This is a genomic window from Mucilaginibacter aurantiaciroseus (assembly GCF_024055595.1).
GTDB lineage: Bacteria > Bacteroidota > Bacteroidia > Sphingobacteriales > Sphingobacteriaceae > Mucilaginibacter > Mucilaginibacter aurantiaciroseus.
The window spans coordinates 815,070-830,873 of sequence record NZ_JAMXOF010000001.1; the positions used below are offsets into that span (position 1 = coordinate 815,070).

At 37.1% G+C, this 15,804-nt stretch carries 13 protein-coding genes and 1 pseudogene; 1 reads left to right on the forward strand and 13 read right to left on the reverse strand.

Annotated features, from left to right (window positions below; translation table 11 throughout):
* Positions 1-8: 8 nt before the first annotated feature.
* Positions 9-1,388 carry an exopolysaccharide biosynthesis polyprenyl glycosylphosphotransferase gene (locus NAF17_RS03790; RefSeq protein WP_252756649.1) on the forward strand — a complete coding sequence of 460 codons (1,380 nt, stop codon included), beginning with the start codon at positions 9-11 and terminating at the stop codon, positions 1,386-1,388.
* A 119-nt stretch (positions 1,389-1,507) separates the two neighbouring features.
* Here NAF17_RS03790 and NAF17_RS03795 read toward each other — a convergent pair whose 3' ends face one another.
* The 13 genes and pseudogenes from NAF17_RS03795 to gmd form a co-directional block, all read right to left on the reverse strand.
* Positions 1,508-2,269 (reverse strand): glycosyltransferase family 4 protein, encoded by a 762-nt coding sequence (locus NAF17_RS03795; RefSeq protein WP_252756650.1) that lies wholly within the window; start codon positions 2,267-2,269, stop codon positions 1,508-1,510.
* A gap of 114 nt (positions 2,270-2,383) precedes the next feature.
* A pseudogene (locus tag NAF17_RS18235) lies at positions 2,384-2,686 on the reverse strand (hypothetical protein); the annotation flags it as partial.
* A gap of 15 nt (positions 2,687-2,701) precedes the next feature.
* Positions 2,702-3,634, reverse strand: a complete 933-nt coding sequence (locus NAF17_RS03800; protein ID WP_252756651.1) for a glycosyltransferase family protein — start codon at positions 3,632-3,634, stop codon at positions 2,702-2,704.
* Positions 3,635-3,639: 5 nt separating this feature from the next.
* A complete protein-coding gene (locus NAF17_RS03805) occupies positions 3,640-4,485 on the reverse strand; it encodes a glycosyltransferase family 2 protein (protein WP_252756652.1) in 846 nt (281 codons plus the stop codon).
* Between the two features lie 27 nt (positions 4,486-4,512).
* On the reverse strand, positions 4,513-5,580 hold the full coding sequence (locus tag NAF17_RS03810) for a hypothetical protein (RefSeq protein WP_252756653.1): 1,068 nt from the start codon (positions 5,578-5,580) through the stop codon (positions 4,513-4,515).
* 17 nt (positions 5,581-5,597) lie between these two features.
* Positions 5,598-6,893, reverse strand: coding sequence for an O-antigen ligase family protein (locus NAF17_RS03815; RefSeq protein WP_252756654.1), 1,296 nt, complete (start codon positions 6,891-6,893; stop codon positions 5,598-5,600).
* A gap of 39 nt (positions 6,894-6,932) precedes the next feature.
* On the reverse strand, positions 6,933-7,709 hold the full coding sequence (locus NAF17_RS03820) for a glycosyltransferase (RefSeq protein ID WP_252756655.1): 777 nt from the start codon (positions 7,707-7,709) through the stop codon (positions 6,933-6,935).
* Between the two features lie 32 nt (positions 7,710-7,741).
* Positions 7,742-9,262, reverse strand: coding sequence for an MATE family efflux transporter (locus NAF17_RS03825; RefSeq protein WP_252756656.1), 1,521 nt, complete (start codon positions 9,260-9,262; stop codon positions 7,742-7,744).
* A gap of 134 nt (positions 9,263-9,396) precedes the next feature.
* A complete protein-coding gene (locus NAF17_RS03830) occupies positions 9,397-11,721 on the reverse strand; it encodes a GumC family protein (protein WP_252756657.1) in 2,325 nt (774 codons plus the stop codon).
* 28 nt (positions 11,722-11,749) lie between these two features.
* Positions 11,750-12,544, reverse strand: coding sequence for a polysaccharide biosynthesis/export family protein (locus NAF17_RS03835; protein WP_252756658.1), 795 nt, complete (start codon positions 12,542-12,544; stop codon positions 11,750-11,752).
* Between the two features lie 424 nt (positions 12,545-12,968).
* Entirely contained in the window at positions 12,969-13,331 is a 363-nt protein-coding gene (locus tag NAF17_RS03840; protein WP_252756659.1) for a helix-turn-helix domain-containing protein, read from the reverse strand.
* Positions 13,332-13,467: 136 nt separating this feature from the next.
* On the reverse strand, positions 13,468-14,415 hold the full coding sequence (locus tag NAF17_RS03845) for a GDP-L-fucose synthase family protein (protein WP_252756660.1): 948 nt from the start codon (positions 14,413-14,415) through the stop codon (positions 13,468-13,470).
* Positions 14,408-15,523, reverse strand: a complete 1,116-nt coding sequence (gene gmd / locus NAF17_RS03850; RefSeq protein ID WP_252756661.1) for a GDP-mannose 4,6-dehydratase — start codon at positions 15,521-15,523, stop codon at positions 14,408-14,410. The genes NAF17_RS03845 and gmd overlap by 8 nt, the downstream gene beginning before the upstream one ends.
* Between the last annotated feature and the right edge of the window lie 281 nt (positions 15,524-15,804).

The window sequence follows — 15,804 nt, forward strand, 5'->3', positions numbered from 1 at the left end:
GCCTTTTTATGAACCATAAAGACACAAACTTATTCAGAATCTTTTTTTCTTTTTCAGATCTTTTTGCGCTAAACCTGATTAGCTTGATTTTAATACACCAGTTTAACCTGCTGGTATCTAATTCCTATGATTACACAGTTTTCTGTCTTTTTAATAATATGGTATGGATAATCTGCTCCTATGCTACAGGTATTTACATACAGGATAAGATGCTGGATCATAAAAGGCTATTTTACCGGACATTTATTGCTTTCTCTTTTTTTCTAAGCATAGATTTCGTTTTTATCGTTTTTTCTCAATCCCATTATAACAGGGTATTTATACTATACTGCCTGCTCTTATTTCTCACTTTTATGATGCTAAGCAGATATCTGTTTAAGCTTATAACCATTTACATGTACAAACAGGAAGAATACCAAAAGAAGGTCATATTTATAGGCTACAATGATCTTTCTAAGCAGTTGATCACTCATTTTAAGTCTAATAAAACAGCAATTGTAATAAACGGGTTTTTTGATGACCATAAATGTAGCAGTAATTCAGAATTTCCTATTCTTGGAAAAATAAACGAATGTATCTCCTATGCTAAGAAGTATAAAATAACAGAAATTTACTCCACGTTATCGCCAAAAACACATCCGGATCTATATACGATAGCCGAAATTGCAGAGCGTTGCTTTATACGCTTTAAGTTTATTCCGGATTTAAGCGACTTTGTAAGCCATAATTGCCATATTGATTTTATAGAAAATACGCCTATATTATCATTACGACGCGAACCTTTGGAGAGTATGCCGGGCCGCGTTAAAAAACGATTGTTCGATATTGCCTTCAGTAGTTTTATCATAGTTTTTGTATTGTCGTGGTTGATCCCTTTACTGGCAGTATTTATTTTATTGGATTCAAACGGGCCCGTTTTTTTTACACAGATCAGGTCGGGAAAAAAGAACCTTCCATTTCTGTGCTTAAAGTTACGAACGTTAAAGGTTAACCGCGAAGCGGATACTCTGCAAGTTACCCGTGATGATGACCGTATAACCAAGGTTGGGCAATTTTTGAGAAAAACAAACTTAGATGAAATGCCGCAATTTTTTAATGTGTTGCTTGGCAATATGTCCATAGTTGGGTCGCGGCCACACATGCTTAAACACACCGAAGAATACTCAAAATTACAGAACGATTATATGGCTAGGCACTACATAAAGCCTGGTATAACAGGTTGGGCCCAGGTTAATGGTCACCGAGGCGAAATTAAGCACTATGAGCAATTAAAAAGCCGCGTGGAGCATGATATATGGTATTTAGAGAACTGGAATATATGGTTGGATATCCGTATTGTTTTCCTGACATTATTTTCGACTATCAAGGGCGATAAAAATGCGTTTTAGCAATCAAATTCATTTGTTGCAACAAATGAAAAACGTGGAACGCTTTACCACCTCTGGTGTGCTGAAGTGTAGGGCAAAGGGTTGACTGGTTGGGTAACGTGCAAAACAGGCTTTAGGTTTTAAACAGCAGGAAGTGCAGGAACGAGTGCATTTTTCAAAACCAACTTGTAAATCCTCATTAATTGCTTTACATTTTTTTGGGGTGTGTAGTACTCTTGGTAACTTACAAATGCATTTTCCCTGTACAGCAACTTATCTGTTGATTTCAATTTTTCATAAAGATTGATCTTATCCTTTAGGTCAGTTACATTACCTGCTTCAAACCGGAGGCCGTTATAATGCTGTTTAATTGTATACTTTAATTGCCCAATATCCGACGCAATAATTGGTACACCAGCAGCGAACGCTTCAATAATTACCATGCCGAAGGTTTCAAACCACTGCGACGGAAATATCAGCGCGGTGGCGTCGGCTAATTGCTCATTAACAAACTTCTTATCCAAAACACCCATAAACTGAATGTTTGGATATTTTACGCTGGCGCTTATCACCTCCTGCTCCATAGGCCCCGTGCCGATAATTTTCAATGGTAACCCGCTTTCTGAAAAGGCAGTAAGTAATAAATTAACCCCCTTTTCGATACTAAGGCGGCCAATATATAAATAATACTTTCCGGTTGCCCGCTTGGGACTTGAGCTTGTATAACAAAAATTGGGTTTAACTATTGTTGTAGCTTCAATGAATTTGAAAGTTGATCTTGAGAATATTTTTTTTGTATCCTGACCAAGAGCGATAAATTTATTGACATATTTCCAAGTGCCTATTAACCGATGAAATATCATTGAACAACTCACCCAAAAAGTCAGGAACTTTGAATCCAAATAAGCACCTTTTAAAACGGCATTCCATGGATATGCCTGGGTTAACGAATCGGTAAAAATGCTGCCGTTAACAAACAAGGTTGCCGAAGGGCACAGTAGCCGGTAATTATGCAAAGTAAGAACAAACGGAACCTTGCATTTTTTTATGGCATATATTACCGATGGTGAACCGGCGAAATGTAAATTATGAATATGTACGATATCCGGTTTAAAATCCCTTATCCTTTCCTTGGTCTTAACATAAGAAGAATAATTAAATGGTAACTGGATAACCTTCCAAAGGGTATGATGGGCATTTGAAAATTGCAAAACGTCCACTTCCACGTTGACAGACCGCAATAACTCCACTTCATTAGCAACTACGGTGTCCTCCCCCCCTCTAAGCTTATAGGTAGTATGAATAACTAATACTCTCATTTTTATGTCTTACTGCTATTGCTTAATAGCCTTTTTAATTTTCCTGGTAGCCTTAATAAACCTGTTTACTATTTGTCTGATAATTAGTGCCTTCAATCCAAAAGGTTTTTTGATCTGTCGCTGCAAATCATTAATAATTAGATCGTCATCGCAGTACTTAAAAGTTCGGTTAACCCCGCTATCTAAAGGTGTTTTCAGGAAATCCACCCCAAATGTATTTGTCGATTCTTCATCAAAACCAATGTTATTTACCTTAGATAATACCGGGTAAACTACTTTTAAATAGTTCTCCGACACATGCACCTGCAGCTGCACGTCCCATGTAGAAATTTTTCCGGAGAGTTGCTTTTTGATCATTCTCCCCAAGTCATATCCTTCCTCATTCAAACGATATATAAAGCCGGGAGAATGGTCTATCATGCCTTGAAGCTCTTTAGGGTCCCAAATAACGTTAGTAAAACGATCAGACCACCCCGCCCAGCCATAAGAACAAAACCTTTTATAGATAATAGTATCGTAGGAATAGTGACTTACGTTGATAGGATACACGTAGGCCGTTAAACAAAAAACTGTTTGTTTATTACGGTAAAAATTAAGCCCGTCCATCAGGAACTTTATATAGTTAGCAGAAACTATCAAGTCATCTTCCACTATTATAAACTCGTCATAATTATCGCACAAAAATTTAAGCCCATCCTGAAAATTTGGACCTGTACTAAAATTCCTATCCCTGAAATGTTTAATTACATTTCTGAATCCTGTTATGGTGTTGATGTGATCGCGCGTTTCCAGCACGCCGGGTTTATCAGCCTCACCCTTGTACCCATCACTAAAAAATACAATATCCATATTACTGCATTCGGGGTTTTTTAACAATGAGCTTATGCATCGTTTAAGTTTATTTGCCCGGCTGTAGCAAAAAACACCGATAATTATCTTTCTCTCCATTTCAGCTAACCTTTAAGCTTTGCCCACATTACCGGGAATAGCGTTTTTATCCATAATTTAATAAATGCCGCAGGAAGATGCAGCGGGAAATGTAATTTTACAAACTGCAAATACTCATTATAAGCCAAGCCCTTAGGGCTTTTAAGGTATTTTAAACGCTCACTTAAGGATACCTTTTCCGGCTGCCAGTTTTGGTCATGATCATCAGTGCAATGGCCAAGTACGCCAGGCACAACAACAACCTTAAACCCTGCTTTTTTTGCGCTTAATGAATAATCAAAATCGGCTATGCAATGCGTATATTTATCAGACAGTATTCCAATTTTATCCACTACCTCTTGCGGAACCAGCATAATATTGGCGTTTGCCATGTCACACTCTAGGTATTCATTGTCACTGAAAATATTATAACACTGAACTTTATTTTTATTGTAAAGCTTTTGTCCGCCATAGGATATTTTTCCCCATAGATCATCCCTCGTACTTCCTACACATATGGCCGGTAATGCCTCTTTGTCTGAGTTGTAATATTCCAGTAATCTTGCTATTGCCAACTCATCTAAAATGGTGTCATCGTTAAGCAGCAGGTACTGATCCGGAGCTGTCTTCCGCGCCTCATTCCATGAATTGCGCATGCCACCAGCCCAAAAAAGCGAACCGCTTCCTTTGAAAATATTAACAAATGGAAACTCGTTGATCACCGCTTCGACGGTATCATCTGTCGATGCATCGTCGGTAATAAATACATCGAACTCAACATGATCTATATTTTTTTGCTTGACCAGGCTGCTTAAGCACGATAGTGTTTTTTCCCTCCGGTTGAAGGTGGCTAAGAGTATTGCGATTTTCATAATTTAAAGCTGTTTGATAAATATTGATTAAACACTTTCCAGTAGTTTGCTTATAAACGGCGCCTTCCTTGCCCGTTTGCTTATCGCTCTGTAATAGCTGCTTGAGTAATATTTTATTTTCATTAATGGTGATAAATACGGTATTCCAAGAGTTTTTGAAGTCATATTAGTATATTCATGGCTGGTTAAGTTCAAGCCATAATCTGGCAGCATGTTAATTATCATGCGGTATAAATCTGTCAGGCCATACGTTTTCTCCGAGGGCAAGTGCCAAACAACCAACTCCATATCCGACTCATCTACATTTCTGTAAAAAACCGGGTTAGTCCATATTCTTTTCATTAAGCTACGGCTTAGGCTTGCCTTAAAACCATTTTTGTAATAGATATAACTTAGCGTTTGGGCCTCTTCATTAAACTTGGGCAGGTTTAAACTGAAGCGGACCAGCATTTTGGCCCACACTATTAAAAATTCAGAGAAGATGATCTGAATATTCTTAACATTCGCTAAAAAAAATTCTCCCAAATGATAGCCGGGTATAGTATCGATAGGTTTTCTTAACAACGACTGGTACAAAACCTTCATATCTTTCCTGCTTAGTCCATGTATTACCAGGTCCGTAGTACAATCGTCTTCAAAAGATAGAAAGCCATTGTTCTTCTCACCAGCCTCGAACAACGCTGCCGCCGGTTTAAGAAAAATGCAGTCAGAATCTAAAATCATGTAGGTATCAGCAGGGTTATTGTTGTTTTTTGAGATGTACTCCAAGATAGAGAACTCGTAAAATTGATTTTGGAACATCCCAAAATATCCCTTTGGCGTTTTATATTTTAAGTCGGTATATACAACTTCAACCTGCAGGTGTTCCAGCATATCAACCACATTTCTATCATCCAAAAAAGGCAGCAGCTTTACATTGGTAAATAACAGGTGCCTTTCATTTTTATTAAAGCGTTTACTGGTAGCATAAAATAAAACGATACAACGCCAGTAGATATCCTGATGCTGCTTGCTGGATGATTTTTGCCCTGTTTGCGGAAAGATGCTTTCTTCCCCTTTTTCATCGGCACAAAACCAGGTACATATATAATTCATTACAGTATTTTTAAATGTTAATAGATCGATAATTCTTCAGTGTGTACTTCCTCATATGGTTGATTCTGGTCATCAATAGTTTCCACAGGTGGTCTTTTCTCTAAATAGTATAAACACAAGCCAACATGGCCCCAAAATATCAGCGTCAAAACATAGCTGAATGAAAAAACGAGCCCCGACATTGAAAAGGCAATGAGAATTATTGAATCCCGGCTTAGTATTTTGCTGAAAGCTTTAAATGATAGATATATTAGGAACCAGTATTTTAATAATAAGCCAACAATTCCTTCGTAAAAAAGCATTTCTACATATCCTTCGTGGAAATGCTGCCCTGATTTTTCGGGCCACCAGTCAACTAACGGATTTGACATTTCGAAGCCTTCGAAAGTCCAGCCGAAAAGAGGCCTCTTTGTAAAAAGAGCCAGATAAATATCACTTTGATCGGCCCTAAACCTACCTGTTCCTCCTTCTTGTGTAGGGTTAAAAATTTCGCTGAACCTATTGGACATGAAGCCTGTAAACCCAGGCGATACTATGGATAAAATGAGTACTGCAAAAACTCCTACGGCCAGCGCAATTGCCATGATATTAAAGAACCTGGGTATGGTTAATTGCTTGTTCCGGATGGTGGCAATTAAAAATATAACCAATGCCACAATTGCACTTGCCCAAACTGATCTGTGCTGGTGTATTACAATAACTATAAAGCAAAATGCAAAAGGAATAAGATGATTAAGCTTTTTAGTTTCTAAAAACTTGCTGAAATACCACAACAATGGTATGATCATCATTAATATGGAGTGTGCGTGGATGATACGGCTATCGCCCGAGAAGGGGCCATAATCAGCCATATCAACACTTGCGAGGCTAAAGGAAAATCCCCTGCCATAAATGATCATGAAAACCACGTAGACACCGATGTAAAACTTGGCCAAAAACTCTAATAGATCCAGTTCAAGTGACCGACAGATGCATTTAATGAATATGGTATAAACCACCGGAAATAATATGGTGAACATAGTAAGCTGCTCAAATGGCTTGCTGAATTTAAAAAGGGATTCAAAGACCAGTTTGATTATAACGAAGCAAAATAACCCGATGTATATTTTCTCGTTTCTTTTAAGGTTGGTAAAATTATAAAGCACAAAACCAAAAATCAGCAGGCTCATCCCTTTTTCAAAGGCAAGTTCGATAAGCGAATTTGGGACCACCAACCACGAGAAAATATTCTCCATCAATAAATAAGTGAAGAGTATGACCAGCATTTCCTTTACATAAAACTGGTAGCCAAATATTTTAATAATGCGGTTCATTTAATTTTGATCGTTAGTCTTGAGTAGCTCAATTGTTGTTTACGCCTTGTTTAAATTCAAATAACCAAAGAGCCTTCTCTTTACCTTTGAAATTAAATGTGTTACCTGTATTAAATTCAAAAGGGTGTTTAGCATGATAACCTTGATGCTGCGCCGGTCATCGATCCATTCAATTTTCTTTTCGTTTTCCAGGTACATAGTTTGAAGAATATCCTCTTTCTCCGGTGTAATACTCCGGTACAGTTCGGCCTTTTTATCCACTATCTCTTTATTTATGTATCCCAAATGTTTTAGCCGGTAGTCTGTACCCCTTCTTAAACCACTAATGCCCTTAACATTTGGCGAATCGATAATTAAGTCTTGGAAATATCCGGATGGATCTTCCCGCCACAACAGCCTATCGTGCCCGGATGAATAATTTAACCTGAACCATGATCCTGCAAAATGTTCACGGTCGATAAAATGAAAGCGTCTGAACGCGTATTTGTTAATAACCCGGCTGCTCATTAACCTATCAAAATGCTGCCTAGTGAGTTGTGGTTCAAAAATCTCATCAACATCGATCCACAAACACCAATCGGGATCACGCTTACGGGCATGATCGTACATCAAATTTTTATCCCGTCCTTCGTTAAAACCCTCGGTGCGTATAATATCGACAACCTTGGGATGCGCCTTTAATATTTCATAAGTACCATCGGTCGATCCATTGTCCAAAACAACGATCTCATCTGCAAGCGTTTCCATACGGGCAAGCCATTCATCAACAAAGAGTATTCCATCCTTAATGCGCAACATCACTACTAATTTTGCCATGGGTTAGCTATGTAAAAAATTATTTCTTATTGTCAACAAATTCCCGGGCGCATACTTTTAATAATATTTATGACTTCGGTGCGCAACACCTGGTCGGCAGTTAGAACAATTGTTATAAACAGCAGCATAAATATTCCGCCGTTGAGCATTAACTTAATTATATGCATATCGGGTTGAATCAGTTGGTTAACAGCAAAATGGCATCCCGCTTCCACTATGAGCATCACCGGGACCAATATAACCCAAAGGCCAAGGGTGCTTTTAATTATTGCAGGCTCCAGGTAGCCAAGCTTAATAAGCCTGAAGGAGAACAAGGAAAAGTCTATTAAAATATTCCCGGCCAGCATTACTGATAATATACCCGGGATGCCATATTGCCTGGCGGATACATAATATAAAACTCCAATTATTAAACCTTTTAAAATATTTACCAGGCTGTTCATTTTTATATCGCCCAACGCGTAACCTATATTTGCCATAAAGTATCCTATTAAGCCGAAGAAGAAATTGGCAACCAATAAGTAAATAATAGTATCGCCGGCATACTTCCCTGTTCCTGTCCATGCCGTAATTAGTTCGCGGTAGTTAAAACAGAATACCAACGCCATGAAAAGAGCGGCATACGAGTAATATTTAAATTGTGTAGTAATTAAGTTGATGATACCTGCCCGGTCTCCCGTTCCGCTGGCGTGAGATATAGAGGGCATTAAGGCCACCGAATGGCGGCCGACAAGCGATTGAGTCATTTGGATAGGCCGTTTATTGATCTCGAATATGGTGATCATTGAGGGAGGTATAAACCGGGCCAGCACAATAGTGTCCATGCTTGCCGAAAAGCCACCAATGATACTTGCCAATGATGTAAATGAAAAAATACGGATGAATTTTTTGAAATGAGCGTTTTCAAAAATGATCTCCATACCATTCCTATTGAGCACAGTTTTAAGTGTAGAAAAGTTGTAGATGTTTATAAATACCGCCCTGCACAAATTGGCAAATGCTATGGATATAATTCCAAAGCCGTAAATGAGCAATGTTATATTAATAACAAAGAACAAGATATTAGCCAGTATAGAACTTATAGCCACCTGAGACGCGTTTTGCAACCCCTGGTTGATGCCAGACATGCTAAAAGAAGTAAGTGTCATTCCGGTAGAGATGATAGTAATGAAAAGTGCAATTTGCAAATTGGGATATTTGGAAACGTCTTTATTAATAATAAGCCCAATGAGCGAATAAAATACAAAACCTGCTACTATGGCCAATAACAAAATTAACCCTGCGGCAATAAGGCCCGATCCTATGGTTTTGCTAACTTCATCATTTAACTTTTTACCTCTTAACTCGGCAATTTTTTGCTGCAATACCTCTCCGATCCCCGGATCTATCAAAGTCATCCACGCAAGTATATTGCCTGTTGCAAGCCAAACACCTAAAGTACTGGCATCAATTTTCTTCAAATAAAAAGGCAACAAAATAATGGAGTTGATAATGTTGGTTATTACATATCCATACTGAAAAATAAAATTCCACCTTAATGTCTTCTTGTCCATTTTGCGTAAACCCTATCGATGTTTTAGAGATTTCTTTATTGATCATTCCAGGTGATCAAATGATCTTTTCAATTGACCGGATCATACGTGGTAAGATCATGCGATTTTTTTAATTAGGATAGTAATGAAAGCCATCAACTTGCCGAACCACTAAGCCTCTTTTTAGTATCTCCGTAACCATAGCCATAGTTATAACCGTAGCCGTAACCATAATTTCCGAAACTCCTGCTCGATACATCGTTAAACACGATAGCCGCATTATTTAACTTATTTAACACATTGTTTTTATCAATTCGGCCGACAAATGCCTTAGGTGTATAACCATGCCGGACGATATAAAGGGTGGCATCACACAGTGGTGAAATAATATAAGCATCAGAGATCGGCCCAACAGGTGCTACATCAATAATGATAAAATCAAATATGCCATCTAAATATTTTAAAAATTCCTCAGCCCTACCATTGGTTAAAAGCTCAGAAGGATCATTGGATAAGTTGCCGGCTGAGATAAAAAAAAGACCATCGCTCACTTCCGTACTATTTATTATAGCATCAGCCGATACTTTCCCTTCCAAAAAGTCAGTGATCCCAATACTTTTCTTTACTTTGAATTTAACGTGTAACGAGGGGTTAGTAAGGTCAAGATCAAGTATAACCACCTTTTTACCTGTTATGGCAAGGCTTATCGCCAAGTTAAGCGCTACGAAACTCTTCCCTTCGCCTGCAATACCAGATGTTACCAAAACTCTTTTATTTACTCCTCCAATTCCTAAATATGCCAGTGTTATCCTTAGTTTTCTGAATTGCTCAGCTATAAGCGTTCGTTGATTACTCCCTATTACAATTGGATCTTTTGAATTACCGGAACTTATTTCAGCGATCACCGGAATATCCGTAAGAACCTCAATGTCAGACTGGTACATAATATTATTCCTTAATGATTCTTTGACCGCGATCATAATTCCTCCTAAAATAAATGCGATCAACATAGCCGCGAGGTAGATGATCTTTTTTTGCGGCGTAACCGGAAATTCAGATGAAGCCGGCTTTTGTATAACTTTACTACCATCTACGTTCGAGATAAAAGACAATCCGGTTTCCTCTTTCTTTTGAAGTAAAAATGTGTATATGCCACTTTGAATAGTCAATTCACGATTTATATCGATAAGTGTTTTCTCGGTTTCCGGCATCGATTCCAATTTAGAGGAGTAGGTTTTATTTGTTGTGGATAAATTACCTTTACTAGCCAACAAACTTTGCCGTTGGTTATCAAGATTTTGAAGTATCTGAGGCTTAATTTTTTCAATTTTATCCACGTACGAAACGATCAATGGGTTATTGATGCCTGTTGTTTTCTTAAGACTTTCAACTTCCAGTTGTAATTCGTAAATGTTTTTAACCATTTGTGTCAGACCGGGATCATCAACTCCAATGGTTGAAGGAACAATTTCGCTGGATAGATTTTTTGATTTTACAGAATTCTCGATTTGATCTAAAACTGATAAATGCATGTTTATCTCGCCCACCTTTTGATCATTGTTGCTTACGTTTTCTAAAAATAGCTTTCCTTGTGTGCTTATGTCAATAGCTCCCCGATCAGCCTGGTAATTTTGTTGCTTATGTTCAATTGCAAGCAAATTATTCTGTGATATGGTCAGACGTTCATCAATAAACTTTTCGGTATTCGCTGCCAAAACATTTTTTTCTTCGGCTATAGACCGGTTATACGATCTGATAATATCCAACACGACCGCTTCGCTTCGATCGGGGTTCTCATCTGTAAATGCGATATCTATAATAGTAGTTAACTTATTAGCCGAACTGACTTTCAATCTGGCAGAAACGGATGAAATAACTTTTTTAGGTGTAAGTAATGAAAAATAGAAAATTTCATCGTTAGATGACGTTTTTATTAAGTGAGGGTTCCTCTTAAATATCAGGTTTCCATATGGCGTACTAACCAATTTATTAAGAGGATATCTGTTGTTGTTAATTAAAACTGTTGAGTCTTGTAATTTAAAATATACCTTTTCAACTTGTATCAGGCTATCCATATTATTTGTTGAAACAATAATTGGAGAACTATGGTAAGCCAACACATTTTTAAATTTGGACTCTGAGTATACCGGAGCATATAGGTTTAAATTACCAACCACATTACCGATAAGGTCTTTTGACTGAATTACTTCGATCTCATTATCAATAGATTTCTTTGGCGAAATTATATCCAACGCTTCAAAAGCCTTAGTGTCTTGAGTGCCTTTTTTATCATCTTTTATCAAAAGCCTGGATGTAGTTTGATACATCGGGATTGTAAATTGCATATACAGCCAGGCACCTCCAACCCCAATTAATAAAAGGGTCAAAAAAAGGGGCCAATAATGGATAAGCTTAAAAACATAATGTACTAATGACAAACTATTACTATTTTCCTCTATGGGTTTTCTTATCAATTTCATAACGTTAGCTGAATCGTATTCTAATTAATTATTTCCTTATGATCACAGTAGCTATGATGGCAACAAATGAGAGTATGCTTAAGCCGATAGGTATTAACTGAGTGCTCTGTGATGAGTTATTAACTTTTGCCCTGTTGGCTTCGACATATACTATGTCATTTGATTTCAAATAATAATATTGTGACGTAAAAAGATCTTTCGAATTAAGATCTAGTCTTTTTATTTTTTTTTCGCCATTTTCTTCTCTGATAACCATCACATTATCTTTTTTGCCATATATAGTAATATCTCCGGCCAAACCGAGGGCTTCTAACAGTGAGATCTTTTCACTCGGAACGCTTATAACTGTAGGATGGCCAACTTCGCCTAAAACACTAACTTTGAAATTTAATTGCCGTACTACCACAACAGCGTCAACTAAAAGCTTTCGGTCAAGCAACTCCTTTGTGATCTTTAATCTTAGTTGGTTGGTGGTCAAACCGGCAACCTTAATATCACCAATAACTGGAAATTGTATAATACCGTCCAAATTCACAAGGTATCCCGGTGACTGCAGACTGCTTCCCGTCGCTGTTGTTGCGATCACATTCGAAATATTTGGTGTGTTAAAAATTACTGTAGCAGTTGGGTTTAAACTACTTACGGTAATACTGAATATATCATTAGGTTGAATAAAGGATTGGGCCGCAGCATTGGATGACTTGATGATCGAATCTTGCTGATCTGCAAAATACTCTGTTTTTCTAACGTTGGCACAGGAAGAAAAAATCAATGGAAATAAAAATGCTGCTGCAGCTAATTGTGAAATGGATTTCAAGCTCATGATATTTTAATTTATTTGATGATAATTAGGTTTATTTATCGGATCCGGTATCGCTGCGATAACAGAAAATAAATTTTTAGTTGTTGTGGTTGAAATTTTCATGGTTTAATATTCATTTTTGTATTAATATATTTTCAATAATAGAAATCATTTTAATACAAAAGAAAATAAATTGGCAATTGTTTTATACAAAGTATAATTATTAAGAAATAGCCTTAAATTATTTACATCAGATTAAATGAAATTCTATATTGAGGGCTCAATTTCAGAGAAAGGCACAGAGGATCGTGTCTACAGGGGATTAGTAAAAAAGCAGGGCGGGTATGAAATGATCAATTTCAAAAAGAACACAGGGGTTCCTATTCGCTAAGATTGATTTCGGTAGCGACTATGCCAGGATGGTTAGAGGTTTACAGTTACCAGATTATTTATCGCTAATACTGTGCTTTTTAAATTGGTGCAGTTCTTCATAAAGCGTAATGACATATTCTTGCAAATGAAGTATCTTGAAGGAATATTCGGTTATAGTTTCCTTAGCCTTTACCAGTTCGTCTGTATATTCTTTACTTTGTTCCGAAGCTGGTAATAACATATCTGAAAGACTTACCTCGAAAATTTCAGCAATTTTTTCAAGTCTTGATAAACTAAGATCGGTGATTTCTGTTTCGATTTTGGAAAAGGCAGGAACTGATATGTTTAGTAGTTTTGCAACATCACCCTGCGACCAGCCTTTTTTTTGCCGCAACGACTTGATTTTTTTTCCGATTTCGTGCATAGCTTTTGGCATGAGTACAATTATCAAATTGTTGGTTAATTATTAATTGATACGAATAACTTTTGCAAAGTAATTATTAATTTCAATAATTTGAAATTTTTACCATTAATTTAATTAACTGTTAATTTATTTAATCAATTCAGGATTTTTATTCCTGAAGCTGAATCGGTAGGTTTTTTTGAAGGAAATCATCATACACCATTCTTATCCCTTGCTCTATGCATACTTTATGTTTCCAGCCCAATTTATGCAGTTTAGAAACATCCAATAATTTGCGGGGGGTACCATCTGGTTTTGATGTGTCAAATTCAATGTTTCCACTAAAGCCGCTTACCTCTTTAACCAACATCGCCAATTCTGCAATTGAAAGGTCTTCGCCGGTACCGATATTAATAATACCAGCCTCGTTATAATTGTCCATTAAATTAAAACAGGCATCGGCCAGGTCATCAGCAAATAAAAACTCCCTTTTAGGCGCTCCCGACCCCCAAATGGTTACTGATGGAGCCTGTTGTTTAGTGGCTTCATAAAACCGCCGGATCAGTGCGGGTAATACGTGCGAATTTTCGGGATGATAGTTATCATTATATCCATACAAATTTGTTGGCATTACAGAAATGAAATTACATCCATATTGATCTCTATACGCGTCACAAAGCTTTATGCCTGCTATTTTAGCAATTGCGTAGGGTTCATTAGTTATTTCCAACTGGCCGGTTAGTAAATACTCTTCCTTTATAGGTTGGGGCGCCATTTTAGGATAGATGCAACTCGAGCCTAAAAACAAAAGTTTTTTAACGCCTGCCCGAAATGCCTCATGTATTACGTTATTTTGGATCTGTAGATTATCATATAAAAATTGAGCCCGGTAGGTATTGTTTGCGACTATACCGCCAACCCGCGCTGCGGCCATAAAAACATATTCAGGTTTCTCATGCTCAAAAAAGTCAGCTACCAGGTGCTGGTCTCTTAAGTCCAGTTCAGATGAATTGATTATCAGAATATTTGAGTATCCTTCGCTTTCAAGCTTCCTTAATATTGCTGAACCAACCATGCCTTTATGGCCTGCTATATAAATTTTATCACTTTTATTCATATTGGTTTTTAATCAAATATCCCGAGTTTTTTAAAATCTTTTCTTTAATGAAAAGTTCCACATCGGCGTTTACCATTTCCTTTACCAGCGCCTTTAAGTCGTATTTGGGTTTCCAACCTAATTTTTGCTGGCATTTGGTTGGGTCACCTATTAATAAGTCAACCTCAGTTGGCCTAAAATATTGAGCGTCGACACAAACCACTTCTTTTCCATATTCTATAACGTATTCAGGGTTGCTGCAATTGGCCACATATCCTTTTTCGTTAACACCGCTTCCTCTAAATTCTACAGTAATATCAAGTTCTGCAAAGGCCAACCTTACAAATTCTCGCACGCGTGTGGTGATACCTGTGGCAATAACGAAATCTTCGGGTTGTTCCTGCTGTAATATCAAATACATGGCTTCTACATAATCTTTAGCGTGTCCCCAGTCGCGTTGTGCATCCAGGTTACCCAGGTAAAGCTTATCCTGTAAACCCATGGCTATTTTAGCAACTCCCCTCGTAATTTTACGTGTCACAAAGGTTTCACCTCTAAGCGGACTTTCATGGTTAAATAAAATACCGTTACAAGCAAACATGTTATACGATTCCCGATAATTTACAGTGATCCAATATGCGTAAATTTTGGCAACTGCATAAGGCGACCGTGGGTAAAACGGAGTAGTTTCGCATTGGGGAACTGCCTGCACCAAGCCATATAGCTCGGACGTTGACGCTTGATATATTTTAGTTTTTGTCGTTAAATCTAAAATTCTTACGGCTTCTAATATTCTCAAAGTCCCTATTCCGTCAACGTTGGCCGTATATTCTGGCGTATCAAAACTTACTTTTACGTGCGACATTGCACCTAAATTATAGATTTCATCGGGTTGGGTTAGTTTTATAATCCTGATCAGATTTGTCGAGTCGGATAGGTCGCCATAATGTAAAATAAAATTCAAGTCGGATTCATGCGGATCCTGATATAAGTGATCGATCCGGTCGGTATTAAACAACGAACTCCTCCTTTTAACACCATGTACAATGTAACCTTTTGCTAATAATAATTCTGCCAAGTATGCTCCGTCCTGGCCCGTAATACCTGTAATTAAGGCAATTTTTTTCATAATGATCTTTATATATTAAATTTCCTGGGGCGTGGTGCAAACATTAAGATTTTACATGAATGAAACATTACATAAATAATGCCAATAATTTAACTTTTGTTTTATAAATTTTCTATTTTTGACTTATAATTTTAATTATTGACTTTAATTCTTTTATTTTTACATTAATAAGATAAATTTTTCTTTTAATTAAAATTATAATAACTATATCATAAACAATTTGCTCCATTATTCAGTTCTGATTTATATCAGCAGTAGTATTGCTTGCTTCTATATTTACA

Coding starts and splice junctions, on each gene's coding strand:
- NAF17_RS03800 (WP_252756651.1), bottom strand. CDS start 3,634: ATGGAGAGAAAGATAATTATCGGTGTTTTTTGCTACAGCCGGGCAAAT.
- NAF17_RS03840 (WP_252756659.1), bottom strand. CDS start 13,331: ATGCCAAAAGCTATGCACGAAATCGGAAAAAAAATCAAGTCGTTGCGG.
- NAF17_RS03820 (WP_252756655.1), bottom strand. CDS start 7,709: ATGGCAAAATTAGTAGTGATGTTGCGCATTAAGGATGGAATACTCTTT.
- NAF17_RS03845 (WP_252756660.1), bottom strand. CDS start 14,415: ATGAATAAAAGTGATAAAATTTATATAGCAGGCCATAAAGGCATGGTT.
- gmd (WP_252756661.1), bottom strand. CDS start 15,523: ATGAAAAAAATTGCCTTAATTACAGGTATTACGGGCCAGGACGGAGCA.
- NAF17_RS03810 (WP_252756653.1), bottom strand. CDS start 5,580: ATGAATTATATATGTACCTGGTTTTGTGCCGATGAAAAAGGGGAAGAA.
- NAF17_RS03825 (WP_252756656.1), bottom strand. CDS start 9,262: ATGGACAAGAAGACATTAAGGTGGAATTTTATTTTTCAGTATGGATAT.
- NAF17_RS03830 (WP_252756657.1), bottom strand. CDS start 11,721: ATGAAATTGATAAGAAAACCCATAGAGGAAAATAGTAATAGTTTGTCA.
- NAF17_RS03835 (WP_252756658.1), bottom strand. CDS start 12,544: ATGAGCTTGAAATCCATTTCACAATTAGCTGCAGCAGCATTTTTATTT.
- NAF17_RS03790 (WP_252756649.1), top strand. CDS start 9: ATGAACCATAAAGACACAAACTTATTCAGAATCTTTTTTTCTTTTTCA.
- NAF17_RS03805 (WP_252756652.1), bottom strand. CDS start 4,485: ATGAAAATCGCAATACTCTTAGCCACCTTCAACCGGAGGGAAAAAACA.
- NAF17_RS03815 (WP_252756654.1), bottom strand. CDS start 6,893: ATGAACCGCATTATTAAAATATTTGGCTACCAGTTTTATGTAAAGGAA.